The 26,318-nt window shown below is 66.7% G+C and carries 26 protein-coding genes; 7 read left to right on the top strand and 19 right to left on the bottom strand.

Going from position 1 to position 26,318, the window contains the following annotated elements; translation table 11 throughout:
* Positions 1-57: 57 nt before the first annotated feature.
* The 6 genes from A5694_RS14815 to A5694_RS14790 all read right to left on the bottom strand — a co-directional run bounded on the left by A5694_RS14815 (position 58) and on the right by A5694_RS14790 (position 5,968).
* Entirely contained in the window at positions 58-756 is a 699-nt protein-coding gene (locus tag A5694_RS14815; protein WP_064922572.1) for a hypothetical protein, read from the bottom strand.
* A gap of 78 nt (positions 757-834) precedes the next feature.
* On the bottom strand, positions 835-1,449 hold the full coding sequence (locus A5694_RS14810; protein WP_064922571.1) for a TetR/AcrR family transcriptional regulator: 615 nt from the start codon (positions 1,447-1,449) through the stop codon (positions 835-837).
* Positions 1,450-1,537: 88 nt separating this feature from the next.
* The gene (locus A5694_RS14805) at positions 1,538-1,714 is read right to left on the bottom strand and encodes a (2Fe-2S)-binding protein (RefSeq protein WP_064922570.1); all 177 of its coding nucleotides are present in this window, start codon (positions 1,712-1,714) and stop codon (positions 1,538-1,540) included.
* Positions 1,715-1,720: 6 nt separating this feature from the next.
* Positions 1,721-3,175, bottom strand: coding sequence for a FadD3 family acyl-CoA ligase (locus A5694_RS14800; RefSeq protein WP_082952682.1), 1,455 nt, complete (start codon positions 3,173-3,175; stop codon positions 1,721-1,723).
* 1 nt (position 3,176) lies between these two features.
* Entirely contained in the window at positions 3,177-4,367 is a 1,191-nt protein-coding gene (locus A5694_RS14795) for an amidohydrolase family protein (RefSeq protein WP_064922569.1), read from the bottom strand.
* Positions 4,368-4,402: 35 nt separating this feature from the next.
* On the bottom strand, positions 4,403-5,968 hold the full coding sequence (locus tag A5694_RS14790) for an AMP-binding protein (protein ID WP_064922568.1): 1,566 nt from the start codon (positions 5,966-5,968) through the stop codon (positions 4,403-4,405).
* Positions 5,969-6,025: 57 nt separating this feature from the next.
* On the opposite strand from A5694_RS14790, the gene A5694_RS14785 reads away from it, so the two are divergent.
* Entirely contained in the window at positions 6,026-6,748 is a 723-nt protein-coding gene (locus tag A5694_RS14785; protein WP_064922567.1) for an enoyl-CoA hydratase/isomerase family protein, read from the top strand.
* Here the strand turns inward: A5694_RS14785 and A5694_RS14780 are convergent.
* Entirely contained in the window at positions 6,745-7,392 is a 648-nt protein-coding gene (locus A5694_RS14780; protein ID WP_064922566.1) for a TetR/AcrR family transcriptional regulator, read from the bottom strand. The two genes, A5694_RS14785 and A5694_RS14780, sit on opposite strands and share 4 nt — an antisense overlap.
* Before the next feature lie 140 nt (positions 7,393-7,532).
* On the opposite strand from A5694_RS14780, the gene A5694_RS14775 reads away from it, so the two are divergent.
* The 3 genes from A5694_RS14775 to A5694_RS14765 are packed head-to-tail and all read left to right on the top strand — an operon-like array spanning position 7,533 to position 10,958.
* The gene (locus A5694_RS14775; RefSeq protein WP_064922565.1) at positions 7,533-8,831 is read left to right on the top strand and encodes a cytochrome P450; all 1,299 of its coding nucleotides are present in this window, start codon (positions 7,533-7,535) and stop codon (positions 8,829-8,831) included.
* Between the two features lie 25 nt (positions 8,832-8,856).
* On the top strand, positions 8,857-10,062 hold the full coding sequence (locus A5694_RS14770; protein ID WP_064922564.1) for a cytochrome P450: 1,206 nt from the start codon (positions 8,857-8,859) through the stop codon (positions 10,060-10,062).
* Positions 10,063-10,118: 56 nt separating this feature from the next.
* Positions 10,119-10,958, top strand: a complete 840-nt coding sequence (locus A5694_RS14765; RefSeq protein WP_064922563.1) for a mycofactocin-coupled SDR family oxidoreductase — start codon at positions 10,119-10,121, stop codon at positions 10,956-10,958.
* Positions 10,959-10,986: 28 nt separating this feature from the next.
* Here the strand turns inward: A5694_RS14765 and A5694_RS14760 are convergent, their stop codons facing one another.
* The 10 genes from A5694_RS14760 to A5694_RS14715 all read right to left on the bottom strand — a co-directional run bounded on the left by A5694_RS14760 (position 10,987) and on the right by A5694_RS14715 (position 21,924).
* Complete coding sequence (locus tag A5694_RS14760) at positions 10,987-13,374, bottom strand: CaiB/BaiF CoA transferase family protein (protein WP_064922562.1); 2,388 nt, start codon at positions 13,372-13,374, stop codon at positions 10,987-10,989.
* Positions 13,375-13,377: 3 nt separating this feature from the next.
* Positions 13,378-14,343, bottom strand: coding sequence for an enoyl-CoA hydratase/isomerase family protein (locus tag A5694_RS14755; RefSeq protein WP_064922561.1), 966 nt, complete (start codon positions 14,341-14,343; stop codon positions 13,378-13,380).
* A gap of 15 nt (positions 14,344-14,358) precedes the next feature.
* Positions 14,359-15,480, bottom strand: a complete 1,122-nt coding sequence (locus A5694_RS14750) for a M24 family metallopeptidase (RefSeq protein ID WP_064922620.1) — start codon at positions 15,478-15,480, stop codon at positions 14,359-14,361.
* Between the two features lie 2 nt (positions 15,481-15,482).
* The gene (locus A5694_RS14745) at positions 15,483-16,733 is read right to left on the bottom strand and encodes a M24 family metallopeptidase (RefSeq protein WP_064922560.1); all 1,251 of its coding nucleotides are present in this window, start codon (positions 16,731-16,733) and stop codon (positions 15,483-15,485) included.
* Positions 16,733-17,905, bottom strand: coding sequence for an amidohydrolase family protein (locus A5694_RS14740; protein WP_064922559.1), 1,173 nt, complete (start codon positions 17,903-17,905; stop codon positions 16,733-16,735). Before A5694_RS14740 ends, A5694_RS14745 begins: the two co-directional genes overlap by 1 nt.
* 24 nt (positions 17,906-17,929) lie before the next feature.
* Complete coding sequence (locus A5694_RS14735; protein ID WP_064922558.1) at positions 17,930-19,150, bottom strand: cytochrome P450; 1,221 nt, start codon at positions 19,148-19,150, stop codon at positions 17,930-17,932.
* A 21-nt stretch (positions 19,151-19,171) separates the two neighbouring features.
* Positions 19,172-19,369 (bottom strand): ferredoxin, encoded by a 198-nt coding sequence (locus A5694_RS14730; protein WP_019736489.1) that lies wholly within the window; start codon positions 19,367-19,369, stop codon positions 19,172-19,174.
* Positions 19,366-20,049 (bottom strand): TetR/AcrR family transcriptional regulator, encoded by a 684-nt coding sequence (locus A5694_RS14725; protein WP_019736490.1) that lies wholly within the window; start codon positions 20,047-20,049, stop codon positions 19,366-19,368. Before A5694_RS14725 ends, A5694_RS14730 begins: the two co-directional genes overlap by 4 nt.
* Before the next feature lie 17 nt (positions 20,050-20,066).
* Entirely contained in the window at positions 20,067-20,891 is an 825-nt protein-coding gene (locus A5694_RS14720) for an SDR family NAD(P)-dependent oxidoreductase (RefSeq protein ID WP_064922557.1), read from the bottom strand.
* 112 nt (positions 20,892-21,003) lie between these two features.
* Complete coding sequence (locus tag A5694_RS14715; protein WP_064922556.1) at positions 21,004-21,924, bottom strand: TIGR03619 family F420-dependent LLM class oxidoreductase; 921 nt, start codon at positions 21,922-21,924, stop codon at positions 21,004-21,006.
* A 52-nt stretch (positions 21,925-21,976) separates the two neighbouring features.
* Between A5694_RS14715 and A5694_RS14710 the strand changes: the two genes are divergently transcribed.
* Genes A5694_RS14710 through A5694_RS14700 form a run of 3 tightly spaced genes read left to right on the top strand, consistent with a single transcriptional unit; the run spans position 21,977 to position 24,540 of the window.
* Positions 21,977-22,588 (top strand): TetR/AcrR family transcriptional regulator, encoded by a 612-nt coding sequence (locus tag A5694_RS14710; RefSeq protein WP_064922555.1) that lies wholly within the window; start codon positions 21,977-21,979, stop codon positions 22,586-22,588.
* Between the two features lie 36 nt (positions 22,589-22,624).
* Positions 22,625-24,109: an aldehyde dehydrogenase family protein gene (locus A5694_RS14705; RefSeq protein ID WP_064922554.1), complete on the top strand. Its 1,485-nt coding sequence runs from the start codon at positions 22,625-22,627 to the stop codon at positions 24,107-24,109.
* Positions 24,106-24,540 carry a nuclear transport factor 2 family protein gene (locus tag A5694_RS14700; RefSeq protein WP_019736495.1) on the top strand — a complete coding sequence of 145 codons (435 nt, stop codon included), beginning with the start codon at positions 24,106-24,108 and terminating at the stop codon, positions 24,538-24,540. Before A5694_RS14705 ends, A5694_RS14700 begins: the two co-directional genes overlap by 4 nt.
* 182 nt (positions 24,541-24,722) lie before the next feature.
* Here the strand turns inward: A5694_RS14700 and A5694_RS14695 are convergent, their stop codons facing one another.
* Positions 24,723-25,547, bottom strand: a complete 825-nt coding sequence (locus tag A5694_RS14695; RefSeq protein WP_019736496.1) for an alpha/beta fold hydrolase — start codon at positions 25,545-25,547, stop codon at positions 24,723-24,725.
* An 11-nt stretch (positions 25,548-25,558) separates the two neighbouring features.
* Positions 25,559-26,317 carry an alpha/beta fold hydrolase gene (locus A5694_RS14690; RefSeq protein ID WP_019736497.1) on the bottom strand — a complete coding sequence of 253 codons (759 nt, stop codon included), beginning with the start codon at positions 26,315-26,317 and terminating at the stop codon, positions 25,559-25,561.
* Position 26,318 lies beyond the last annotated feature (1 nt).

Below are 26,318 nucleotides of genomic sequence, written 5' to 3'. Positions count from 1 at the left end.
GCGGCGACGTAGCGCAGAATCTCCCAGAGCCAAGTCATCCGATCGTCCTATCGTTGGTCAATCCGAGAAGATTTCGCGGTTGACGGTGTGCAGATACGGGATGGCCAAAAACGGTGTGATGTAGAAGATGTCGTAGATCCACCAGCCGATCACCGGGAACACCACGCCGGCATAGCGCACATCGGCGTACATCGTCATGTTGAACACGTAGCCGATCCAGATCACCACGCCCATCCAGCAGGTCACCACCATCCACTGATGACCCCACCGCTTCATCTGCAAGAAACCGATCGCCGCCGCGATCCGCATGGTGAACACGGTGAAGATGAGGCCCACCTCCCAGCCCTTCTCACCGGGGCCGGCCGCACCGCCGACCCATAGCTCGTTGAAGTGCCAGAAGTATCCGGCGTCGAACATCGCGCCCCACCCGTTGAGCAGCACTCGCGCCAGCAGGGTGTGATGGCCCACCAGATCCAGCGCCCAGCCCACGGCATTGATCGCGGCATCGATGATGACCAGATAGCCCAGCAGGGTGACCAGCATCGGCCGTACCGTCAGCCCGTCATGCTGTGCCCGCCGCAGCAGCCAGATCCCGCGCAGGAATAGCGGCAGGCCGAACACCCCGGCGGCCGCCGTGCCGATGAGCATGCCGCCGGAGATGAGCCACCGGTCGGCGCGACGCTGGGCGGCCCGAGACAGTTCCAGATGCTCGTCGAGGCCGAGCCCGTCGTGCGGATGCTGCGCTGCGATAGCCAATCGCCATCTCCCTTATCGTGCCGAGAACCGCCTATGACGGTAGGCACCTCACTGACTGAAGTCAATGACTTTTTGGGATCAGCGTGCGGCCCGCAAGCCCCGCATCGTCCGGGTCAGGTAGTCGTTGACCAGCTCCGGCCGGGTCGGCCAGTCGTGGGTGGTGATCAACAGTGCGTACAGGCCGAGCAGGAAGAACACCGCACTGTTCATGGCGACGACGTCGTCGTCGACCTCGCCGCGCTCCCGCGCGCCCTCGATCCGCTCGGCGACCAGCACGATCAGCGGGTGGTGTTCCCCGCCCTCCGCTGAGGGTCGGGTCGGCGAGAAATGCAAGGCCAGAAAATCCCGGAACAACGCCTCACCCAGGCGGGTTTCCAAGTCCATCACCATGCGCGCCGCTTCGGCCAGATCCTCCGAGAGCTCGTGACGCGTGGTGAGATACCTGCGGAACTGCTTGGCTATCCGTTCTTCTTCACGGCGCTCGAGCTCGAGCAGCACATGCTCCTTGGTGGGAAAGTGGAAGAAGAATGTGCCGTGCGCCACGCCGGCGGCGGCGACGATCGCACCGACGTCGGCCTGAGCCATCCCGGTTCGCTTGAACTCAGCGGTTGCCGCGCCCAACAGGCGCTCGCGCGTCTGCAGGCGCTTGGCTTCGCGCGCCGTCATCTTGCCCGACTTGCTCGCTACCGCCATGCCTGATCCCTCTTGCTGCCTGCCGTGACCATCCGCCGGCCATGACAGTACCGCCTGTGCGCAGGCATCCGGACTGCGATGACTTAAGTCAGTAACGAGGACCGGTCGGTGTCCGCGTGATCAGCGCGCGAATGTTGTTCTTGCAGCGTCCGCAGACGGTGCCCGCACCGGTGCGTTCGCCGACCAGCTTGGTGCTCGAGGCGCCGTCCTCGACGGCGTCGATCACCTGCTGACTGGTCACCCCGGCACACAGGCAGACGTACATGACGCCTCACGCCCCGGGCGCGGTCCCCAGTCGGGCCTTGTCCACCTTGCCGGTGGCGTTCAGCGGCAAGCGGTCCACGAACGACACGAACCGCGGGGCCTTGAAGCCGGCCATCCGGTCTCGGCACCAAGCGATCAGCTCCGATTCGGACGTGTGCGCGTGGGCGGGGTCTTTGACCACGAACGCCTTGCCCACCTGGCCGAGGCGCTCATCGGGCACGCCGATCACCGCGACCTGTGCCACGGCGGGATGTTCCAGCAAGAAGCCCTCGATCTCGGCGGGATAGGCGTTGAAGCCGCCGACGATGAACATGTCCTTCTTGCGTCCGACGATCCGCAGCCGACCGGCGCAGTCCAGTGTGCCGACGTCCCCGGTGTGCAGCCATCCCTGCGCGTCGATCGCCTCGGCGGTCGCCTGCGGGTCATCGAGGTAGCCGGCCATCACGTTGTAACCGCGCACCAAGACCTCGCCATCATCGGCGATTTGCAACTCGATGTCCTGGCAGGCCAGACCGGCCGTGGTCGCGATGTCCTCGAATGAGTCACCGCGGCGCGAGGCCGTCACCGTGCCGGCTTCGGTGAGCCCGTAGCCGGTCATGATGGACTGGAACGGCAATTCGCTGCGGATCCGGCGCACCAGATCCACCGGGATGTCCGCGGCGCCGGTGACCGCCGCGCGCAACGATGACAGGTCACGCTCCGACGGCGCGTCCAACAGCGACTGATACAGCGTCGGCGGTCCCGGAAGCATGGTGATGCGTTCGGTTTCAATGAGTTCCAGCACGGCATCGACGTCGAAGACGCGGACCGGAAACATCGTGGCTCCCCGGATGCACGCGGCGATGCAGCCGGCCTTGTAGCCGAAGGTGTGGAAGAACGGATTGACCATGAGATAGCGGTCGCCCTCCCGCAGATCGGCTAGGTCGCACCATTCGGCGTAGAGCCGCAGATTCTGCCGATGGCTCATCATCACGCCCCTGGGCCGGCCGGTCGTACCCGAGGTGAAGATGATGTCGGCGATATCATCACCGTCGACCGTGCGCTGCATGGGCGAACCGGAACCCAGGAAGCCTGATTTGAGGTCGATCACCGGAATGCCGGGCGGCGCAGTGAAATCCAGTCCCAGGAAACCCTTTTCGACCAGCACTAGCTTGGCTCCACTGCGCCGGATGACGTCGTCTGCCTCGGCCGCCTTGAATCGGGTGTTGACCGGGACCAGTACTCCCCCGGCGGTCAGCAGCCCGAAAGCCGCGATGATCCACTCCGCCGAGTTGGGCGCCCAGATCGCCGCCCGGTCACCTCTGCCGATACCGGCATCGGCGAAGGCTCCTGCGGCGCACAAGATCCGGTCAGCCAGCTGCGCGAAGGTGAGCCGTAACGGACCGTCGGCGATCGCTTCGGCATCTCCGAAGCGATCGCCGACGCTCAAGACCATCTCGGGAATGGTCTGCCAGCGGGTCACCCTAAACGGTGACGAGGCGACCGAGGTTGCCGCCCATGATCTTGGCCTGGTCTTCGACCGGAAGGTGCTGCAGCGCCGTCACATAGTGGGTCGGTTCGGCAAGACCCTCCGGGTGCGGCCAGTCGGAGCCGTAGAGCACCTGGTCCACACCGATCAGGTTGATCAGGTCGTCGATGCCCTCTTCGTAGAACGGGCTGACGTAGATGCGGTTCTTGATCTCCTCCATGGGGTTGCCCACGAAGGCTTCCGGCGCCTTCTTGTACACCTCGGCCATGGAGTCCAACAGCGGGAACATCCACTTCGAGCCGGCCTCGACGATGCCCACCTTGAGCTTCGGGTGCCGGAACAGCGCACCGTGAATCACCCAGGAGGCCACCGCGTCCTGGATCGGGCGCCACTCGTTGAGGATCGCCATGGCGTTGGTCTGGAACGGCAGCATCTCCTGGGCGGCACCGTCCCACTCGGAGGTGTAACGCGAGTAGCCGCTGTCGGACGAGTGCATGCCCACGAAGACGTCGTACTCGACGCACTTCTCCCAGAACGGGTCGAACTCGGGCAGCGCGAAGGACCGCGGCCCACGGAAACCGGGCACCGGCGCCGGGCGGATCAAGATCGCGCGAGCGCCGCGCTTGACCACCCAGTCCAGCTCCTCGATGGCCTTCTCGACGATGGGCAGGGTGATCACCGGCGTGGTGAAGATCCGGTTCTTGTAGTTGAAGCCCCAGACCTCGTCCAGCCACTGGTTGAGCGAGTGGATGATGACGTGGATCGCGACCGGGTCGTCGCGCAACCGCTCCTCGATCAGGCTGGCCAGGGTCGGGAACATCAGCGAGCGGTCGACGCCGAGCTCATCCATCAGCTCCAGGCGCGGCCCCGGCTCGAAGAACGCCGGAATCGACTTCATCGGCTCGCCGAACAGCTCACGCTTGCTCTTGCCCTCGGGGTTGCCGAATTTGAAGTACTCCTCCCAGGCGCCCGGCTTGGCCACCACCGAGAAGGTGGGATTGGGGATGTACTCGCTGATCTGGCCGCGGATGGCGATTTTGGTGCGCCCGTTGATCTCCACGTACTGGACGATGTCCTTGTACTCCTTGGGCAAGTACTTGGTCATCGCCTCCGGCGGCTCATACAGGTGGTTGTCGGCGTCGAACAACGGGAAAGGAATCTCGACGCGGTGTGACAGTTGACCCATGAAATGCTCCTTTTCAGCTTGTGAGAATCATATTCTCACAAGCGTGTCGGTGCAACCTTGTCGGCCAGGTGCTGGCGCACCACGTACTTCTGCACCTTGCCGCTGGCGGTGCGCGGGAAATCGCCGACCTCGTGCAGCTCCTCGGGCCATTTCTGCGGCGCCACGCCGGTGCGCTCGAAATGGGCCCGCAGCTCCGGCATGGTCGGCAATGCGCACCCGGGTCTGAGGCGAACGACCGCCGCAGCCCGCTCTCCCAGTCGGGCGTCGGGCACCGCGACCACTACCGCCTCGGCGACGGCCGGCAGTGCCAACAGCACCTCTTCGACCTCGACGGCGCTGATGTTCTCGCCGCCGCGGATGATCACGTCGGCCTTGCGGTCGGTGATGGTCAGATAGCCGTCGGCATCGAGCACACCGACGTCGCCGGTGTGATACCAGCCGTCGGCGTCGAACGCCGCCTCGGTCAAGGCGTCGTCGGTGTAGCCAAGGCACAGGTCCGGGCCGCGGCTCAGGATCTCGCCGTCGGCGGCCAACCGGATCTCCACACCGGGCCGCGCGTCGCCGTCGGTGAACAGTCGCTTGTCCTCCGGGGCGTCCGGCCGTGAACCGGTGATCGACGGGTGTTCGGTGCTGCCGTAGGACCGGAAGACGAAGATCCCCAGATCCGCCAACCGGCGGGTGACCGCGGCGGGCACCGTCGATCCGCCCAAGCCGACGTGGCGGATATGGCGCAGGTGTTCGGCGGTGAAATCCGGATGGTCGAGCAGGCTGGTGACGAAATACGGTGGCCCGCCGCCGATCGACACGCCCTCATCGGCCATCAAGGCCAGCACCGCCGCAGGATCCCACGTATCGGCGAGGTCGATCGGCGCGCCCTCCAGTACCGGGATCAGAAACGCTCCCAGCATGCCGATGAAGTGCCCGACCGGGGTTGCGGTCAGCTGCCGGCCCCGGTCTTTGGGGTAATTGGCGAGCAGCTGGCGCGTCTCGAAGCACAGCGTCTGGTGAGAATGGATGACTCCCTTGGGGTTTCGCGTCGTTCCGGAGGTGTAGGCGATCAGCGCCGGTGCGCCCGGATCGGTGGCGAGCGTCCCGGCCATCGGCTCGGCGGCCAGCAGATCCTCGAAGTTCGGTCCGGTGACGGGCGCGCCCACTATCCCCACTATCGGAACATCGCCCACGAGTTCGGGCGCAAACCTCATCCGCCCGAACTCATCGGCGCTGATGAACACCTGCGGCTTGCTGGCAGCCAGGATGTAGCCCACTTCCTTGGGCCCGTAGAAGTGCACGATCGGCACCACCACCGCCCCCAGGAAAGCCGCCGCCCAGAAGGTCGCGGCGGCCTCCATCCAGTTGGGCAGCTGAAACGCCACCACGTCACCGGGGCCGACGCCGCGGGCAGATAGCCCGGCCGCCAAGCGGCGCGCGGTGCGCTCCACCTCACCGAAGGTGCCGAGCCATGGGCGGACCGCCGAGTGCACCTCGAATCGGCCGTCCGGCGTTGCGGCGAGACACGAAGTGAGCAGGTCACCGAGGGTCTCTTGGGTCCACCAGCCGTTGGCCTCGTAGCGCCGCGCCAAGTCGTCCGGAATCTTTCGCATGACGCCCGTGATGTTATTCTCCTAATCCGAGAATGCCAATATCTTCATTGGAGAGTCATGGTTGATGTCGAGCTGGATGAAGGATTGGCGGTCATCACGATCGATCGTCCCCAGGCACGCAACGCGATCGCGCCGGAGACGATGGATCAGCTGGATCGTGCGCTTGACGCAGTAGCCGCGGCACGGGCGCTGGTCATCACCGGCGGCGGCGACCGCGCCTTCGTCTCCGGCGGTGATCTCAAGCAACTCGCGGCCATCCGAACCGAGCCCGAGGCGCAAGTCATGGCGTGGCGGATGCGCTTGTTGTGCGACCGGATCGCGGCTTTCCCGGCACCGGTGATCGCGGCGCTGAACGGCCACGCACTCGGCGGCGGGGCCGAGGTGGCGGTTGCCGCCGATATCCGGATCGCCGCCGCCGACGTCAAGATCGCCTTCAACCAGGTTTCGCTGGCGATCATGCCGGCCTGGGGCGGCGCCGAGCGGCTTGCCGCACTGGTCGGCCACAGTCAGGCGCTGTTGCTGGCCGGCACCGGAACCATGCTCGACGCCGCAGCGGCCGAACGGATCGGGCTGGTGAACCGGGTGGTGCCCCGGGAGTCGTTTGAGGCCGAATGGCGCGGGCTGGCACGGTCGTTGGCCAATCCGTCGGCCGGTGAGATCAAGCGGGTGCTCGCCGGAGCGTCGGCCGACGAGGCGGTGGCGGCGTTCGCTCGGCTGTGGGTCGCCGACGAGCACTGGGCGGCCGCCGATCGGCTGCAGCAGAACCGGGCGCAACGCTAGTGCGGCGCGTGCCCCGACGACACCGCGACGCCGGTCCGCGGGGCTCCCGGTTCGCCCTCGAGACGGTGCAGCCAGCGCTCGACGAACTCCACCGTCTCGGCGTGGCCGAGGGTCATGCCCAGCGCCTCGTGCTCGATGATCAGCATCCGCGACGCGCTGGTCATCAGCACCATCAGCACCGTCGCGGGAAACTCCTCGGCGTCGATGCCGTAGCGCGCCAGCAGCCCGGCCACCGCGTCGATCTGTTCGGCGCGAAGCCGCTCGGCGTAGGTCGCGATCTCCGCCCGCAGGGCCTCACGCTGGTTGGCCAGCGCGATGAACTGCATCGTCAGCGCCGTCCATGCCGAGTCGGTGTTGAATCGCCACAGCGCCCACAACGGCTGCGGCGACGCGAGTGCCGCGGCCTGTTCGATCAGCCCCTGGTCGCCACGTCGGCGGAACATCGACAGGAACAGGTCGTCCATGGTCCGGAAGTAGTAGTGCACGAGTTGGTGTTTGAGGCCGGCCTGCTCGGCCACCCGGCGGGAGCTCACCGCGCCGTGACCGGCGGTCAGCAACAGCTGTTCTGCGGCATCGAGCAGCAGGGTCCGGTTCTTCGCATCCGGGGCGCCAATTCTGCGCTGCCCCTTAGCCGATTCGGCCATACCGTGCGCTCCGCATCGTCGTCATCCACCTTTACATGTCCGGCGGCCATAGTAATGCCGCGCCAACCCTTGACCCCCGGTCCCACCCATGCTAAGCAGATGCTCAGCACCTGTCAGCCCATTCTGCAGAGAGGTCCACGTTGACCGACTTCGACACCATCGACTTCTTCACCGACCAGTCTTTGATTCCCGACCCGCACCCGTACTTCGATTACTTGCGGGCCCAGAGCCCGGTCACCCCGCTGAACGTCTACGGCGTGGTCGCGGTGACCGGTCATGAAGAAGCGAACGAGATCTACCGCGACTCCGACACCTACTCCAACCTGGTCGCGGTCGGCGGACCGTTCCCGCCGCTGCCGTTCACCCCCGAGGGCGACGACATCAGCGAGCAGATCGAGGCGCACCGCCACCTGATGCCGATGTGCGAGCACATGGTCACCATGGACCCGCCGACGCACACCAAGGCCCGGTCGTTGCTGAGCCGGCTGCTCACCCCCAAGCGGCTCAAGGAGAACCAGGACTTCATGTGGCAGTTGGCCGATCGCCAGCTGGACTACTTCATCGACAGCGGCAGCTGCGAATTCCTGACCTCCTACGCCAGGCCTTTTGCGCTGCTGGTGATCGCCGACCTGCTCGGTGTCCCCGACGAAGATCGGCCGGTGTTCCAAGAGGTGCTGGGCGCGCCGCAGCCTGGTGCGCGCATCGGCGCGCTCGATCACGAAGAACTGGCCCACGACCCGCTGGCTTGGCTGGACGACAAGTTCAGCCGTTACCTGTCCGACCGCCGCGAGACGCCGCGCGGTGACGTGCTGACCGACCTGGCCACCGCCACCTACGAGGACGGGTCGATCCCCGAGATCGCCGACGTGGTCAAAAGCGCCACCTTCCTGTTCGCCGCCGGGCAGGAGACCACCACCAAGCTCCTCAGCGCGGCGTTGCGGTTCCTGGCCGAGGACCCCGCCCTGGTGGACCAGTTGCGCGCGGACCGCAGCAAGATCCCGAACTTCCTCGAAGAGACCCTGCGGATGGAAAGCCCGGTCAAGACCGACCCCCGACTGGTGCGCAAGACCACCACCCTGGGCGGGGTCGAGCTGAAGGCCGGCACCGTCGTGGTGGTGTTCCCCGGGGCGATCAACCGCGATCCCCGCAAGTTCGACAACCCGCACGAGTTCCGCATCGACCGGCCCAATGTGCGTGAGCACCTGGCGTTCGCCCGCGGCAGCCACACCTGTCCGGGCTCTCCCCTGGCCCGCGCCGAGAGCCGGATCTCGCTGGAACGCATCTTGGACCGGATGACTGACATCCGGCTCGACGAGTCGCAGCACGGCCCGGCCGGTGATCGCCGATTCACCTTCGAGCCGACGTTCATCCTGCGCGGCCTGACCGAACTGCACCTGGAATTCACCCCGGTAACGGCTCCCGTCCCCGCCGGCCTCTGACCGCAGCGACCAAGGACGGATAACCATGACGGTGACAACCACCAGCGCAGCGCACTACGACCCGTACAACGTCGAACTCAACAACGATCCGTACCCGATGTTTCGCCGGCTGCGCGAAGAGGCGCCGCTGTACTACAACGAAGAGCACGACTTCTACGCGTTGAGCCGGTTCGATGACGTGCACGCCGCGTTCGCCGACTACCAGACGTTCAGCTCGGCCAAGGGCGCCGTTCTGGAGATCATCAAGTCCGGCATGCAGATTCCGCCGGGGATCCTGATATTCGAGGACCCGCCGATCCACGACATCCACCGCAACCTGATGTCGGGGATGTTCAGCCCACGCCGGATGAACGCGCTGGAATCGCAGATCCGGGAGTACTGTGCGCGCTGCCTGGACCCGCTGGTGGGCACCGGGCGGTTCGACTTCGTCAACGACCTCGGGGCCCAGATGCCGATGCGGGTGATCGGGATGCTGCTGGGTATCCCCGAAGACGACCAGAAGCGCGTCACCGAGCACGGCGATGCCACCATTCGCACCGCGCCCGGTCAGAAGATGACCGACAACCCCGACGGGCCGATCGCCACCGGCGACGTGTTCGCCGACTACATCGACTGGCGGGCGAAGCATCCCTCCGACGACCTGATCACCGAGCTGATGAACGCTGAGTTCGAGGACGAGACCGGCACCCGGCGGAAGATGGGTCGGGAGGAACTGCACCTGTTTCTCACCGTGCTGGCGACCGCGGGCAGTGAGACCACCACCCGGTTGATCGGCTGGAGCGGCAAGGTGCTGGCCGAGCACCCCGACCAGCGGGCGGAGATGGCGGCCAACCCGGCCCTGATCCCGCGGGCGGTCGAGGAGCTGGTCCGCTTCGAGCCGCCGGCACCACACGCAGCCCGTTACGTCACCCGCGACGTGGAGTACTACGGCCAGACCGTGCCGGAAGGCTCGGCGATGCTGCTGCTGATCGGTGCCGCCAATCGGGACCACCGCCGGTTCCCGCCGGACGGCGACGTGTTCGACATCCACCGGGAACGCCGGCCGCACCTGGGCTTCGGCCACGGCACCCATTTCTGTGTCGGCAACGCGCTGGCCCGGTTGGAGGCGCGGATCGCCCTCGAGGAGATCCTGAAGCGCTTCCCCGAGTGGGAGGTCGATCTGTCGGCGACGCAGATCTCCCCGACGTCGACGGTGCGGGGCTGGGTCTCCATGCCGGCGATCATTCCGTGAGTTGATCCCCCTATGTACCCCAAGGTTTTCCGGTAATTGAAAGAAGTGAGGTTTCCATGGCTGGACGTGTTGAAGGCAAGGTCGCATTCATCACCGGGGCGGCTCACGGTCAGGGCCGCAGCCACGCGGTCCGGTTGGCCGAGGAGGGCGCCGACATCATCGCGATCGATGTCTGTAAGCCGATCGTCGAGAACTCGCCCATTCCCCCGGCCACCCCGGAGGAACTGGCCGAGACCGCCGATCTGGTCAAGGCGCGCAACCGCCGGATTTTCACCGCGCAAGTCGACGTGCGCGACTTCGATGGGCTCAAGGCGGCAGTGGACGCCGGAGTCGAGGAGCTGGGCGGCCTGGACATCATCGTCGCCAACGCCGGCATCGGCAACGGTGGCGACACCCTGGACCAGTGCAGCGAACACGACTGGCAGGAGATGATCGACATCAACCTGTCGGGCGTGTGGAAGACGGTCAAAGCCGGTGTGCCGCACCTGATTTCTGGAGGCAAGGGTGGTTCGATCATCCTGACCAGCTCGGTCGGCGGGTTGAAGGCCTATCCGCACTGCGGCAACTACGTCGCCGCCAAGCACGGCGTGGTGGGCCTGATGCGCTCGTTCGCCGTCGAGTTGGGCCAGCACATGATCCGGGTCAACACGGTGCACCCCACCCATGTCAGCACCGGAATGATCATGAACGAGGGCACCTGGAAGATGTTCCGCCCCGACCTGGAGAACCCGGGTCCCGACGACATGGCCCCGATCTGCCAGATGTTCCACACCCTGCCGATTCCGTGGGTGGATGCGGTGGACATCAGCAACGCTGTGCTGTTCCTGGCCTCTGACGAGGCGCGGTACGTCACCGGCGTCACGCTGCCGGTCGATGCCGGAAGCTGCCTGAAGTAGCGCGAGCAGGCCCGCCCTGGGCGCTGACTCAACGAGTAGGTGCGCTGCCGATCACGCCGTGCGCCTCCAGCGCCGCGATCTCGGCGTCGGACAGGCCCAGCTCGCACAGCAATTCGTGGTTGTGCTCGCCGAGCAACGGAGCCGGCCGGCGATGGAATCGATTGGGCCCGTGTGTCGACCGCACTGGCAGGGTGCTGTGCCGCACCGCCGGGTTGACCGGATGAGTGACCACTTCGAAGAAACCCCGGTAGCACAGCTGCGGCAACTCGGCCTGCCGGTGCGGCTGCACCGCCTTGGCCACCGGGACCCCTAGGGGCCACAGCAGTTCGACGATCTCGTCACCCCCGCGTTCGGCGCACCAGGCACCGAGGTGGACGTCGATGAGGTCGTGCTGGGCGCGGCGCCCGGCGACACTCGCCAGCTCCGGCTGCATCGCCCAGCCCGGTCGGCCCAGCGCGTCGCGGAGCGCCTCCCACTGTCCGTCGGTCGCGATCGCAATCGCCACCCAGCAGTCCAGCCGGCCGAATTCGTCGATATCGGCGGTGCGGTAGAGGTTTTGCGGGGCGGCAGTCGGCCCGCGGTTGCCGTCGCGTTGCAGCAGCGCTCCGTAGGCCGAATATTCGATCACCTGCTCGGCGGCGATGTTGAGTGCGGCATCGACCATCGCCGCTTCCACCAACACACCCTGCCCGGTGCGGTTGCGGTGTTCCAGGGCCAGCAGCAGCGCGTTGAGCGCGTGGACTCCGGCGTTCGGGTCACCGATCGAGTACGGCTCGTAGGGGTTGCGTTCGGGGAAACCGGTCAGCCAGCTCACCCCGGATGCGGCCTCGATGACATAGGCGAACGCCGGGTTGTCTCGCCAGGGACCGTCCAGCCCGAAACCGGGCATTCGCAGCATGATTGCAGTGGGTTGCACCGCACGGACGGTGTCGAAGTCCAACCCGATCTGCTCGAGGACCCGCGGGGTGAAGTTCTCCACGATCACGTCGGCGGTCGCGATCAGCTTCCGCAGCACCTCGCGGCCCGCCTCGTGCTGCAGGTCGACGGTGAGGCCCCTTTTGTTGGTGTTCAGCGCCGAAAAGATCGGCGAGCGTTCCCACCATTGCGGTTCGCTGACCGGGATCCCGGCGATCAAGCGGGTTCCATCCGGTCTGCGGGTCGACTCCACATGGATGACGTCGGCGCCGAGCATCCCCAGCGGATGCGTGCAGCTCGGGCCGGCCCAGAACGTGGTCAGGTCGAGCACCCGTAGGCCGCTGAACGGCAGGACTTCCGGCCGGTCCTGAGCCGGCGCCGGGCGGGCCGGCATCACCGACATCTGGTAGGCCTCGGTGTGTTCACCGAGACGTGGTGCGGGCTGCGGCGGGCGAAGCGAGGCGGGGGTCAGCCGGTAGGGATGGCCCGGCTGGGTGAAGCCGTCGCGGGGGTTGGTGACGAAAGAGCTGCGGTACTGGAAGTGGTCGAGCTCGGTGACATTGGCGCCGTTGGCAACCGGGGCGTTCGGGATCCGGAACGCAGTGGCCAGGTCGCGGATCTCCTCGACCGTCTGCTCTTTCACCCAGGCGTAGATCGCCTCGGCCTTCTCGTTGGCCTGCTGGGTGATCGACAGCGGCGAGTCCTCGTCGATCCACTCTGGGTGTCCGGTCATCGCGCACAGATCGAACCACTGCTGAGCGGTGCCGCACCCGACGTCGACAAGACCGTCTTTGGCGCTGGCGATTCCGGGGACCGTGACCTTGCGGGCGTCGCGCCAAGGCCGGCCGAGCATCTCGAAGTAGCTGACCGGGTAGTAGGTCAGACCCAGGATCTGAGTCTCCAGCATCGACAGGTCCAGTAGATCCCCGACCGCGCCGTTGCGTCGCGCGTACCACGAGGCCAGTGTCATCGCGCTCGCGTACGCGCCGGCGAGGTACTCGCCGACTTGTCCGCCGACGAAAGCCGGAGGCAGGTCGGGTGATCCGCGGCCGATCCCGAAGATCCCGCCCGACCAGGCCTGCAGGGTGAACTCGGTGGCGGCACGGTCGCGCCACGGCCCGTCGAGCCCGAACGGGGTGATCGCGGTGACGATCAGGTGCGGGTGGTCGCGGCGCATCCGTTCGGGGGCGAAGCGTTCGGCCACCGCCGAGCCGCGTGACCACACCACCGCATCCGCCCCGGCCAGCAGGGCGCCGACGAAATCGTCGTCGGAGTCGGCTGGATCGGTGACGACACTGTGTTTGCCGCCGGCCAAGAAGCTGAACAATGCGCCATCCGCGCCGGTGGCGGCCCCGGATGCCGACCAGTACCGCAGGGGATCCCCCTGTGGCGGCTCGACTTTGATGACCTCAGCGCCGCCGTCGGACAGCAACTTGGTGCAGTAGGCGCCGGCGATTCCGGTGGACACATCGACGACGGTGAAACCGTCCAGCGGCAGCACGGGCTAGTTGTCCTCGTCGCGGCTGGACTTGCTCAGCCGGAAATCGGGCGGGAACCTCGCATCGTTGTCCTTGACCGCGCCGGACAGCCCGGAATCGATGGCGTCGTCGAGCATCAGGTCGTCGGAGTCCGGTGCCACCCCCGAGCCCATCGACTCGAAGAACGCCGACAACAGGCTGCCCATGTACTCGCCCTGATGCTGCTTGTACACCTCGAAGAACATCTTCTGCATGAACACCGTGTCGACCGGGCGGTTACGCGCGCAGGCCAGCGCGTACTTGTCGACCTCGGCTTCGAGCTCATCGCGGGGCACCACCTTGTTGAGGAAGTTGCACTTCTCCATGTCCGCGGCGGTGAAAGGGCGTCCGGTGAAAACCATTTCGGAGAACTTGCGCAGCCCCATCATCTGCACCCAGGTCCACATCCGTGGCCCCCAGCCGTAGTAGCGGAACGACGGGTGGCCGAACAGCGCATCGTCGGACGAGATCACCAGATCGGCGTCGGCGGCCTGGTAGAAGTGCCAGCCATAGCAGTACCCCTTGGCTTCCACGATGCTGATCTTCTTCAGCTCCTGCAGCGGCCGGTTACCGGCCTGCACGTTGGCATACCAGGCACTGATGGTGGCGCCGTTGCGGAAGGTGCCCTGGGGCGGATAGGTGACATCCATGCCTTCCAAACGCAGTTCCGCCAAGCGCTTTTCGGGCTCGTCAACACCTTCCATGAACTCCGGCAGGTCAGCTCCGCTGCCCAGGTTATCGCCGACACCGCGGATCACCACCACCTTGACGTCGTTGTCGACGCTGGCCCCGCGCAGCAGGTCCGCGTAGCGCAATCGTGCCGCCGACGTGGGCGCGTTGAGGTATTCCGGCCGGTCGAAGGTGATCGTGGCGATCTTGGTGGCCGGGTCCTTGTGGTAGCGGATGATCTCGTCGGCGGAAGGCCGTGGCGATGAACCTGGTGTGCCAGACATTGGCGATCTGCTCCTTCAGCAACCGGTGGCGAACGGGCTGGTGGTCAAGACTTCGTGGCCACCGTCGGTGATCAGCACCGCCTCCCGCCCGAAGACCGCGCCCACGCCGGGCTCGAACACATAACCGGTGACCGATAGCACCATCCCGGGCTCCAGCCGCTCGGCGGCGGCGGTGTTGCGAAGCTGAGGCGACACCACCGGCGGATCGAATCCCAGTCCCAGGCCGTGAGCTACCGGCACCGGCGGCAGGGGTTCGCCGGCGTCGGCGTAGGCGGACAGCAATTCACTGCACGTCGCGCCGGGCCGGCAGGCACCAGCCAGCCTCTCCCACAACGTGTCCCATCGCTGGTACAGCCCAGCGGCGCCGGGAACAGTACCGACCGGGTAGGTGCGTCCCACTTCGGCGACGTAGCCGCCGGCCAGCACGCCCGCCGAGAACGCCACCAGGTCACCGGTGTGCACCCGCCCGTCGCCGACCGCGCGCCGCCACGGGTGTTCCCGCGAGGTCACCCAGGCAACGTCCTGGTTGGCCGGGGTGCTGACCCCACCTGCTGTCATCGCCTCCATCAGCACCCCGGTCAACGTCTGTTCGCTGACGCCGTCTTGCAGGGCGCCCACCGCCGCCGCCAGCGCCGACTCGGCCACCGCGACCGAGGACCGCAGCGCCGCCACTTCCTCAGCGGTCTTGATCGCCCGGGCCGCCCGCATGGCCAGCTCGCCATCGACCAAGTCCGCGTTGGGAAACGCCATCGGCAGCAGCTGGGCGAACAAAGGTGACATGGCGTCGGTTCCGACCCGCCGCGCGGTGCCGGCTCCTTCGATACGCGCCAGCGCCGCAATGGTGTTGGTCGGATTCCAGGAGATCCCGTACAGATTGTCGTGCGGGATGTCCTCCGGAATCCCCTCATCCCAGGTACTGAGCAGATGGATGGCACCGGTTTCGCGCACCAGCACACAGGTGGGGCCGAACGGGCGGGTGCCCGCCACCCATAGCTGCGGCGCCCCGGTGACATAACGGACATTGGCCTGCCGGCCCAGCACCAGTACGTCGAGATCGTGGGCTTCCATCTGCGCCAGCGCCCGCTCACGGCGCCCACCGCGCAGTGCGAGGCGGTCCGGCAGAACCTCAGTCGTCATCGTCATGATCCTTCGCCATAGGGGGCATAGGGGTAGTCGCTCAACGAGATCCAGCCGTCCTCGGTGACGACGACCACCTCTTCACCCCGGTACCCGCCGGTGCCGTCCTCCCACACCACCGGCTCGAGCACCAGGACCATGCCCGGCTCGAACACGAAGTTGTTGTCGAACTCATCGCCCAAGTCGGTGCCGATCATCGGCATCTCGGCGGCGTTCACGCCGATACCGTGGCCGAGGTAGAAGTGCGGCAGCCAGGGCCGGGTGCCATCGCCGTTCGCGGCGATGGCCGCGCGGGCCAGATCGCCGGAGGTCACCCCGGCCCGCAGCACCCCGCGCACGGCGTCGAGGATCTCCCGCCAGCGCCGGTACTGCGCCTGCTGCCGAGGTGTCGGATCGGCGCCGGTGACCCAAGTCCGACCGAAGTCCGAGCAGTATCCCCCGTAGGTTATCGACACGTCGGTCCACAGCACGTCACCGGCCGTCAGCTCGCGCTCGGTGGTCAGCAGCGGTAGCGCCAGGTCACCGTGGGTGGTCCACACCCCAGAGGCCCTGCTGTCGGGCATCACCTGCCAGATCGGCTCCAACATGCTGGCGCTGGCACCTAATTCGAATGCGTGCCGCAGGAATTGGGCCGACAGATCCATCTGGCGGATACCGGGCGCCAGCGCCGCCTGCACGTCGACCATGGCCTCATCGGTGATCCGGCACGCGGTACGGATGCAGGCCAGCTCATCGGGGGTCTTGATCACCTTGGCCGCACTGACCACCTGCGCCGCATCCACCGGCCGGCCGCCGGGAAACAGCAGCTGCTGGGCGCGGCGCATCGCACCGGTGTACTCGTCGATGCCGACCACCGCGTTGCCGGGAATCAACTCGCCGAGCACCCGGGCGAAATGCTCTACGCCTTCGTCGAATTCGAGATAAACCGGACCGTGCACATGATCGGCGGGCAGGTCGGACTCCCCGGATGCACCTTCCCGGAACGGCAGAAACAGATGCGGCCATTCGTCGTCGGCCAGCACGACGGCCACCGGCCGCTCGACGTGGGACAACCCGGCATCACCGAGGCGCCAACTGGTCCCGGTGGCGTAGGTGACGGCATTGTTGCCCAGCAGGACCAGGGCGTCGACGCCCCGGTCCGCCATCGCCGCGCGGAGCCGGGTGCCGGTTTCCCGGCGCAGCCTCGCCCGGTCGACGACGTCGGGGATCGCGATGCTGCCGGCGGCTTGCGACACCGAGGCCAACGCACCCATCACACCCCCAGGAACGCTTTGATATTGCCGCTCACCACTTTCGCCGCATCCTGCGGTCCGAGTGCTTCGACGACATGGGCCAACGACTTCTCCGAATAGCCGAAAGTGCTCTCGTTGTGCGGGTAGTCCGACGACCACATCACCTTGTCCACCCCGATCCGGTCGATCAGCCGCAGACCCAGCGGATCGACCATGAACGATGCGCTCATGTTGGTGTCCCAGTAGTGCTGGATCGGATGCTGTAGCTGGTGGTTGAACATGTGCTGGTAGGAGGCGAGCAGGTGTTCGGCGTCCTGCAGCGCCGACGGCACCCAGGCGATGCCACCTTCGAACCAGCCGACCCGCAGGCCCGGGTTGTGGTCGAGGATGCCGCCGAAGATGTACTTGGAGAACATCTCCCGGAACGAGTCGACATTGATCATCATGCCCACGACGACGCTGTTGACCTCACACGGGGTTTTCGGCGGCGTCTCGCCGATGTGGTGGGTCACCGGCAGCCCGGCGGCCTCGATCTCGTCCCACACCGGGCGCATCGCGGTGCTGGAGTAGTCGATCACCCCGCCGTCGTCGTCTTTGCCGGGGTTGAGCGGCAACAGGAAGGTCTTGAGTCCCAGGGATTTCAGCTCGGCCAGGGTGCGGCGAGTGCCGGCCGGATCCCACCAGTTGATCAGGCCCACCCCGTAGAAGTGGCCATTCGACCGCTCCTGCAGCTCGGCCATGTGCTCGTTGTAGATGCGGAATACTCGCTCGCGCAGCTCTTTGTCGGGGAAATGAAACAATGCCAGTACAGCGTTCGGAAACGCCAATTCCTTGTCGACGCCGTCGGTGGCCAATTCCTGGATGCGGGCCTCGATGTTGCTGCTGGCGGCGCCGGCCAGGTCGTCGTACTGCATCAGCACCGCCGAGAAGTCACCCGGCAAAAAGGTCTGCCCCTTGCGCCCGACCATGTATGCGCCGTCTTCGTACCAGATCCGCGGCGCCTTGTCGCGCAGCTCCTCGGGGAACTTCTGATAAAAGATGTCGTCGGCCAGTGAGATGTGGTTGTCGGCGGAGAACACCTCAGTTCCTGGGGGCAGGCCGACGTCACGGCGGGCTTGGCCGCGACGATCCTTGGGTGCACCGTATCCGCCCGGCGGATAGAACTCAGCGGTTCGCGTTGCGCTCGTTGACATGTCGATCCACTCCAATCGGGCGGGTTACCAGGTGACCGGGAGCTCGTAGACGCCATAGGCGAGTCGGTCGTTTTTGAACGGGATCTCGTCGATGCCCACCGCCAGTTTCAGCGTCGGGATGCGCCGGAACAGGGTGCGGAAGGCGATCACCATCTCGGCGCGGGCCAGCTGCTGCCCGACGCACTGGTGCGGCCCGAATCCGAACGCCATGTGCTGGCGGGCCGGCCGGAACAGGTCCAGCACCTCTGGCTCCGGGAAGACCGACGCGTCCCAGTTGGCCGGCGCCAGGTCGATGATGATGCCCTCGCCGGCCCGGATCGTCTCACCGGCGATCTCGATATCGTCCAGCGCAACCCGGCGCTGGCCGGTGTGGATGATCGACAGGTAGCGCAACAATTCCTCGACGGCGTTGGCGATCGCGGCATCGTCGTCGGCGCGGAACACCGCGGTCTTCTCGGCGATCTTGTCAGGCTCGTGCAGCAGCGCCACGATGCCCAGGCCGATCATGTTCGCGGTGGTCTCGTGGCCGGCGATCAGCATCCCGGTGCCGAGTTGGGTGGCCTCGCGTATCGACAGCTCCCCGTTTTGCACTCGCTGGCCCAGCGCGGAGACCATGTCGTCGGCCGGCTCGGCCATCCTGGTCTCCAGTAGCCGGACCAGGTACTTCGACAGTTCGCTGGCGCCCTCGGCGAGGTCGTCGGAGGTGGCGTTGCGGTCCACGCCCATGGTGGCGTGCTGCTGGAAGAACGCGTGGTCCTCATACGGAACGCCGAGCAGTTCGCTGATCACCAGAGACGGAATCGGCAGCGCGAATCCTTCGATCAGGTCGGCCGGTTGCGGGCCGGCCAGGATCGCGTCGAGGTGTTCGTCGGTGATCCGTTGCGCGACCGGGGTCAGCGCCTCGACACGTTTCATGGTCAGGGCCGGGGACAGGATCCGCCGGTAGCGGATGTGCTCGGCGCCGTCGGTGGTGAACACCGACTTGGGGCGGTGATCGACGCTGGCGCGCATCATCTCGTTCCAGTGCGGGAAGCCGGGCTGGTGATCATCGACGCTGACCCGCGGATCGGAGAACAACGCCCGCACCGCTTCGTATCCGGTGACCAGCCAGGGGGTGCTGCCGTCCCAGATCCGCACCCGGCTCAGCGGCCGCTCGGCGGCCAGCGCCATGGTCTCCGGCGGCGGGGCGAACGGACACCGGCCGTCCCTGCTCATCGGGTACTCCGGCGTTGCGGTGGCCGCCATAGTGGATGCGTCGGTCACGCTTTACTCCTCAACGACTGTGATGGCTCGGGACGGACAGACGGCGGCCGCTTGGCGAACGGCTTCGGCGAGTTCTTCCGGGGGGTTCTCGTCGAGCACGACCACGACGCCGTCTTCGTCGCGCTGGTCGAAAACCCGGGGGGCCAGTCCGACGCACTGGCCCGAGGAGGCGCAGATGTTCTGGTCGGCGGTGACTTTCACGCCGCACCTCCGGTAACCGGGGCCCGCCACAATCCGACGATGGCGTCGATGAGGTTCGAGCTGGCTTGTTGCCAGTTGGTTCGCGCTTTGCCGCCGGCGGCCAACGTGCGTTCCCAGTCGGCGCAGGTGTGCATCAGCAGGTTGCGGGCCATCACGTTGCGGGCGGCCCGGACGTCGGCCGGCAGGTCCGGGAGGCAACGGCTGATCTCGTCGACCACCTTGACCAGCGACGGTGAACTCAGCGCATCCTTGACGACGATGTTGTGGTAGGCCGGATCTGCCATCACCTGTGCGGCGAATCGCGCGTACCAGGTCGGATTGCCCAGCGCGGCAAGGTGATCGGTCAGCGGTCGGACCAGACACGACACCCAGTCCCGCAATTCGGTGGAATCGGCCGCCGCAGCCACCATCTCTTCGCGCAGGCGCTCGACGGGCAAGCGGTGGCGGCGTTCGATCTCGCGGACGAGGTCGGTCTTGGTGCCGAAGTGGTAGCCGACCGCGGCGTTGTTGCCCTGGCCGGCGGCTTCGCTCACCTGGCGGTTGGACACCGCGAACACCCCATGTTCGGCGAACAGCCGTTCGGCGGCGGTCAAGATGGCTTCCCGGGTGGAGTTCGCCCGTTCGGCCCGCACAGCCCTATCAGCGGTGGTCACCGGGTCAGTCAACCGCGAGGCGGCCATTAAGTCAAGCGATTGATTTAATTCGGCTCGGCCGGCTTCGCGCGGCGGCGAATCGCCTTACCGGCGACCGTCCCACCGTCGACCGGCAGCACGACGCCGGTGACATAGCGGGATCGTTCACCAGCGAGATACAGCGCGGCTTCGGCGACATCGTCGGCGGTGCCTTCGCGCTTCAGCGGCCGATCGGCGCGCATCGTCTCGCGGATCGCCGCTTCATAGCGCGCGACGGCCTCGGAGTCCAGATTCGCCGCAGCCGACGACGCCACGAACGGTGTCGGGATGTTGCCGGGGGCGATGGCATTGACCCGGATGTCATAGTGCGCCAATTCGATTGCGGCAGACTTGGTGAACTGGATGACCGCGGCCTTGGAGGCGCGATAGGTCATCACCCCGCCGCCAGCCTGGATGCCGCCGATCGAGGTCAAGTTGATGATCGCCCCGCCGCCGGCTTTGGACATCTGCCGGGCGGCATCGCGGGTACCGGCCATCACGCCGAGCACGTTGACCGCCATGATGCGATGGAAATCGGCCAGGTCGTCGTCGAGGAAGCGGTTGTGCATGGTTCCCGAGACACCGGCGTTGTTGACCATGATGTCCAGCCCGCCGAACGTTTCGACGGCGAACTCGACCAGCGCGCCGACCTGTTGCGGGTCGGCGACATCGGCGGCCCGGAACGTCGCCTCGGCACCGAGCTCCGCCGCGAGCGCCTCGCCGCGCTCGGGATCCAGATCGGCGATGACCACTCGTGCCCCCTCGGCGAGAAAACGTTCCGCGATGCCGCGGCCGAGACCCGATGCTCCCCCGGTGACGATCGCCGTCTTGCCCGCCAGCTCGTTGCCCATCGACCACCCTCCGCCCGGAACATCACAGCGGTTCGACTCAACCCGCTTCAGCCCGCTCAGTCAAGCGACTGAATTAATTCGGGACCCGCCTACGGTTTGAGCGCCGGCGCCATCACCGGACCTTCGGTTTGATCTCCTCGATCACCCACTGGGCATAGTCGAGGTATTCGTCGACGCCGCGCACCGCCGGCAGCGGTACCGAACTCACCGTGACCCCCTGCTCGCCCAGCCAACTCAGCCGGTCGATGATCTCCTGGCCGCTCATGCCAGAGCGGGCGTGCGGGTCGTGGCGGCGGACGTGGCCTTCGCCGACGCGCGTGGTCGCCATTCCGTGCACCACGTCGAAGGCGCGCCCGTCGTACTCCGGCTGGGATTTGATGAAGTCCACCCGCTCGGCGATCTGCTCCGGCGGCGTCAGGAAACTCCACCACCCCGAGGCGAACTTGGCGGCCCGGCGCAACGCCGCATCGGCGTCGCCGCCGATCCAAATCGGAAGATGGGGCCGCTGCACCGGTTTCGGCTCGAACGCCACGTCGCTGAAGGAGACGTAGCGACCCTCGAACCGCGGCGACTCGCAGGTCCACAGCTCGATGATCGCCGCCAGAAACTCATCGGCGATCCGTCCGCGCTCACCGAATGGCACGCCGAGTACCTCGAATTCGCGTTGGAGCCATCCCACCCCGAACGTCACCATCATCCGGCCGCCGCTGAGCCAGTCGGCGGTGGCGAGTGCTTTGGCGAGCACGATCGGCTGGTGCAGCGGCAGCACCGTGACGCAGGAGTTGAGCATGATCCGCTCGGTGGCACCGGCCAGGTAGGCCTGGGCGATCGTCGACTGGAAGTAGTGCGGCCCGGAGAGCTCGACGTGCTCGGCCGGGATGACGATGTGCTCGGGGACCGCGATCATGTCGTAGCCCAACTCATCGGCGCGCTTGGCCATCCGGGTCTGCTCGGCTCCGGTGACCCCGGCCTCCCAGGGCTGCATCATCGCTTTCAACCGCAGCATGTGGGGCAGGCCGAACACCAGCTTCATTCGCGCGACTCTACAACAGTAGAGAAGGCTGCAGACTAGACTCGGTCGAACCATGCGACGAAAGCCCAATCCAGATCAGCGCCGGCGGGAACTCTGCGACGCCGCCATCCGGCTGCTTGCCGATGACGGCGTGAAAGGGGTCAGCCATCTCAAGGTCGACCGCAAGGCCGGTGTTCCGGACGGGACCACCTCGTTCTACTTCCGCACCCGGTCAGCACTGCTGCAGGCGGTCGCGGTCAGGGTTTCCGAGCTGGACCTCAAAGACCTGACCGCGGCGACCCGGTCCCAGCCGTCCGCCGACACCGGCGAACCGTCCGGGTTGGCCACCCTGGTGATGCGCTCGACAACCGGTGCGCGGCTGATCCGCACCAAGGCCCGCTATGAACTCGCGCTGCAGGCCGTGCGTGATCCCTTGCTCGACGAGGCATTCCGCAGCTATGGCGACCAGTTCCACGCTCTGATCCGCGACGTGGTGCTGCGATTGCAGCCCGGCGAGCCGGACGACGCACTGGCCGACCGGCAGGCCTATGTCGTGATGATGTTCATCAGTGGCGTGCTGCAGGCGTTCGCCAGCGGGGATCGCAGGATCGGCAGCGCCGAGGAACTGGACGCGCTCATCTCGGGCATTGTCGCCGGAATCGGCTCTTCCTTCTCTCTACGTTAATAGAGTAGCGTTACCCGGCATACGGAAGGATCTGCTATGACTGCGGTGCAAGGAGATTCGGGGGTGCTGGCCGGCGAGTCCCGCATGCTGGTCGACGGCGAGCTCGCCGGAACCAGCAGCGGAGCGACGTTCGACGTCGTGCATCCGGCCAGCGAAGAGGTGGTCGGAACCGCCGCCGACGGCACGGTCGACGACATGGCGCGCGCAGTCGGCGCGGCCCGCCGCGCGTTCGACACCAGCGACTGGTCCCGCGATGTGGAGTTCCGCCACCACTGCCTGATGCAGCTGCACGCCGCACTCGAGGACGAGAAGGAGCGGCTGCGCCGCATCCTGATCACCGAGGTGGGTTGCCCGATCACCGTCACCGGCAGCCAGATCGAGAGTCCGATCGCCGAGGTGAAACACTGGGCCGATCACGCCCGCGCCTTCGACTACCTGGTGGACACCGGGCTGCACGACACCCCGCTGGGCCCGGCGCGCCGCAAGCTGCACTACGAGCCGCTCGGCGTGGTCGGCGCGATCACCCCGTGGAATGTGCCGCTGTATCTCAACATCGCCGAGACCGTGCCGGCGTTGATGGCCGGTAACACCGTCGTGCTCAAGCCGGCCCAGCTCACCCCGTGGTCGGGCAGCGAATTGGGCCGGATCGTGGCCGAACGTACCGATATTCCCGCCGGGGTGTTCAACGTCGTCACCTCGAACGCCAACGAAGTCGGTGCGGCGTTGTCGGCGGATCCCCGCGTCGACATGATCACCTTCACCGGTTCCACCGCGACCGGCCGGGCCATCCTGGCCGCGAGCGCACCGACGGTGAAGAAGACGCTGTTGGAACTCGGCGGTAAATCCGCACACATCGTGCTCGACGACGCCGACTTCAATTCGGCGCTGCCGATGGCCGCGATGATGGCCTGTGTGATGTCGGGCCAGAGCTGTGTCCTGCCGTCGCGAATCCTGTTGCCCCGCAGTCGCTATGAGGAGGGCCTGGCGGTGCTGAAGGCGTCGATGGAGAACTTCCCGATGGGCGACCCGTGGACGCCCGGCAATATGCAGGGCCCACAGATCAGCCAGACGCAGCGGCGCAAGGTGCTGGGGCTGATCGCCTCCGGCCTGGATTCGGGCGCACGGCTGGTCACCGGCGGCGGCATCCCGGAACAGCTGCCCACCGGTTACTACGTGCAGCCGACCCTGCTGGCCGACGTCGATCCGGACAGCAAGATCGCGCAGGAGGAGATCTTCGGCCCGGTACTGACCGTCACGCCGTATGACACCGACGACGACGCGGTCGCGATCGCCAACAACTCGATCTACGGGCTCTCCGGTGAGGTCAGCAGCGCCGACGTGGACCGGGCGATGGCGGTGGCGACCCGGATGCGCACCGGCAACGTCAGCATCAACGGCAAGAGCCACTTCGGTATCGACAGCCCGTTCGGCGGCACCAAGCAGAGCGGCCTGGGATACCGCAACGGCACAGTCGGTTTCACCGAATACCTGCACATCAAGACCATCGGGATGCCGGCATGACGGTGCCGATCGAGGATCAGCTGGAGATCTCCGCGCTGCTGTATCGCTACGCCCGCGCCGTCGACACCAAGGACTGGGCGCTGTACCGGTCGGTGTTCACCGACGATGCCCTGATCGACTACACCTCGGCCGGCGCCATCTGCGGCACCCGCGACGAAGTGACCGATTGGTTGGCCGTCGGCTTTACCGCGATCCCGATGTCGATGCACTACATCACCAACATCGAGATCCTGGAACACGCCGGTGATTCGGCGACCGTGCGGGCCATGTTCTACAACCCGATGCAGCTGCCGAGCATGGCCGACTTGAGCTGCTGCGGCGGCTATTACCACCACGAGCTGGTGCGCACGGCCGAGGGCTGGCGTAGCCGCAACCTGCGCGAGGAGAACGTCTGGTTCACCAATCCGCCGGGCCGCCAAGCCGTCGGTTGACCAACGGCGCTGAATACCCGACCACCCAAGCGACCCCCACCTGCGGTCGAGCCCTACCCCGGCCCCACCGGCGAACTCACCGAACACCACCGAACACCAACTAAGTGCAATGTTTCGATCGCATTGCCTGCGACAATCGGATCGAGCAAATCTACGGTCCGGCACGCACCGACGGGGGCCGGTCAACCGGCTAGGAAGTCCAGCAGCAATCCGTTGACCTGCTCGGCCTGCTCGATCTGCGGGCAGTGCCCGGCGTCGTCGACGACGACCGCCCGGCCACCCGGAATCCGGTCGGCGATCTGTTTCGCCCAGCCCCGCGGTAGCAGCTTGTCGCAGCCGCCCTCGATCACCAGCGCCGGCACCGAAATCCGGTCGTAGCGCCGGTCGCTCGACGCGGGCGGGGGCGGCTCGGCGCCAGGCCGGCGAAACCTCGCTGCGGCAACCGCCTCCCAGGCGCCGGGCGCGGTGCTGCAGGCATACCGGCGCTGCACATAGTCCTCGTCGGCGGGATAGGCCGGGTCGTGGAACAGCGCCTCGACGATGCGGCGCATCGCGGCCGGCGTGGCGTCATAGTCGTAGAGCGCGGCCATGTGCTGGTTCTGCTGGATCTCGCCGCCGCCGCAGATGGCGACCAGTCGGCGCACCGGCAACAGCGGCGCCGCCGAAGTGGTGTCGACCAGCAGCATGATCGCACCCATGGAATTGCCCACGAAGTCCGCCGATTCGACGCCGAGGGTGGCGCAGAACCGCGCGACGTGGCGGATCCGCATACCTCGGCCGTCGTTGAAGTCGATGACCTTGGCCGACTCCCCGAATCCGAGCAGGTCCGGCGCGAGCACCCGATAGCGCTGCGCCAGTGCGGTGATATTGCGTTCCCAACCGATTTCGGCGCCGGCGCCGAACTCTCCGCCGTGCAGCAGGACCACGGCAGGCCGAGCCGGATCGCCGGCTTCGAGGTAGGAGGTGCTCAGCCCGTCCACCAGGACGGTCTTGCGCGCGACCAGCAACGTCGGCTCCTTTAGTTCGGGATCAGCGGGCCGATCGGGCGGGTGGTGGTGGCGTGCACCAGCAGCTCGGCCAGTTCGGCGGGTCGGCTCAGAAACGGCGAGTGTGACGCGTCGATGGTCAGCGGTTCCACACCGAGCCGCCGGCAGACCAGGTCGGCCAGCCAGCGCGGATAGGCGCGGTCCTGTTCGCAGCGGATGAAGCTGCGGCCGATGTCGGCCGCCCAGAAGTTGCGCACCGACACCGGCGCCACCGTGGTGTCGCCGAACCGTTCCGGCCCCAGCCGTTCGAAGGCCCACCGCACGGTGTCGTCATCGCAGTCGTGGTAGAAGTACTGCCGGGCACCGTCGATGTTCGCGAAGGTCATCGCGCCGTCGTCGGCGAAGTGCAGATGCGACAGCATGTCAGCGGCGGCGGTGTCGAAGAACTCGGCTCCCTCGCTGCCCATCGTCATCGCATCGGTGTAGCTGTGCCCCTCCCGGGGCAGGGCCGCCGCCAGGTAGACGATGTGGCTCGCCAGCTCCGGTGCGCTGTCGGCGCCCAGCGTCGCATCGAAACCACCGCCGGAGTGGCCCACCAGGACGTCGCCGTGCTGCAGCACCGCCGCCACCGCCTCCCTCCGGTTGGCCAGGGTCGATTCCTCGTCGAGCCGGGCGCCATGACCGGGGAGGTCGATCGCGATGCCGGTATGGCCGATCCTCTCCAGCTCGGCGACGGTCCGGCTCCAGCACCAACCGGCGTGAAACCCACCGTGGACAAATACGAATCGCATG

Source organism: Mycolicibacter sinensis (assembly GCF_001667945.1).
GTDB lineage: Bacteria > Actinomycetota > Actinomycetes > Mycobacteriales > Mycobacteriaceae > Mycobacterium > Mycobacterium sinense_B.
Note: the sequence above shows the minus strand (reverse complement) of the source record. Positions and strands in the feature narration are given on the sequence as shown.

Coding starts and splice junctions, on each gene's coding strand:
- A5694_RS14715 (WP_064922556.1), bottom strand. CDS start 21,924: ATGAAGCTGGTGTTCGGCCTGCCCCACATGCTGCGGTTGAAAGCGATG.
- A5694_RS14700 (WP_019736495.1), top strand. CDS start 24,106: ATGACGGTGCCGATCGAGGATCAGCTGGAGATCTCCGCGCTGCTGTAT.
- A5694_RS14720 (WP_064922557.1), bottom strand. CDS start 20,891: ATGGGCAACGAGCTGGCGGGCAAGACGGCGATCGTCACCGGGGGAGCA.
- A5694_RS14750 (WP_064922620.1), bottom strand. CDS start 15,480: ATGACGACTGAGGTTCTGCCGGACCGCCTCGCACTGCGCGGTGGGCGC.
- A5694_RS14790 (WP_064922568.1), bottom strand. CDS start 5,968: ATGCGAAAGATTCCGGACGACTTGGCGCGGCGCTACGAGGCCAACGGC.
- A5694_RS14745 (WP_064922560.1), bottom strand. CDS start 16,733: ATGGGTGCGTTGGCCTCGGTGTCGCAAGCCGCCGGCAGCATCGCGATC.
- A5694_RS14735 (WP_064922558.1), bottom strand. CDS start 19,150: ATGGCGGCCACCGCAACGCCGGAGTACCCGATGAGCAGGGACGGCCGG.
- A5694_RS14810 (WP_064922571.1), bottom strand. CDS start 1,449: ATGGCGGTAGCGAGCAAGTCGGGCAAGATGACGGCGCGCGAAGCCAAG.
- A5694_RS14725 (WP_019736490.1), bottom strand. CDS start 20,049: ATGGCCGCCTCGCGGTTGACTGACCCGGTGACCACCGCTGATAGGGCT.
- A5694_RS14740 (WP_064922559.1), bottom strand. CDS start 17,905: ATGTCAACGAGCGCAACGCGAACCGCTGAGTTCTATCCGCCGGGCGGA.
- A5694_RS14705 (WP_064922554.1), top strand. CDS start 22,625: ATGACTGCGGTGCAAGGAGATTCGGGGGTGCTGGCCGGCGAGTCCCGC.
- A5694_RS14805 (WP_064922570.1), bottom strand. CDS start 1,714: ATGTACGTCTGCCTGTGTGCCGGGGTGACCAGTCAGCAGGTGATCGAC.
- A5694_RS14690 (WP_019736497.1), bottom strand. CDS start 26,317: ATGCGATTCGTATTTGTCCACGGTGGGTTTCACGCCGGTTGGTGCTGG.
- A5694_RS14710 (WP_064922555.1), top strand. CDS start 21,977: ATGCGACGAAAGCCCAATCCAGATCAGCGCCGGCGGGAACTCTGCGAC.
- A5694_RS14770 (WP_064922564.1), top strand. CDS start 8,857: ATGACGGTGACAACCACCAGCGCAGCGCACTACGACCCGTACAACGTC.
- A5694_RS14755 (WP_064922561.1), bottom strand. CDS start 14,343: ATGTCTGGCACACCAGGTTCATCGCCACGGCCTTCCGCCGACGAGATC.
- A5694_RS14785 (WP_064922567.1), top strand. CDS start 6,026: ATGGTTGATGTCGAGCTGGATGAAGGATTGGCGGTCATCACGATCGAT.
- A5694_RS14795 (WP_064922569.1), bottom strand. CDS start 4,367: ATGGGTCAACTGTCACACCGCGTCGAGATTCCTTTCCCGTTGTTCGAC.
- A5694_RS14780 (WP_064922566.1), bottom strand. CDS start 7,392: ATGGCCGAATCGGCTAAGGGGCAGCGCAGAATTGGCGCCCCGGATGCG.
- A5694_RS14765 (WP_064922563.1), top strand. CDS start 10,119: ATGGCTGGACGTGTTGAAGGCAAGGTCGCATTCATCACCGGGGCGGCT.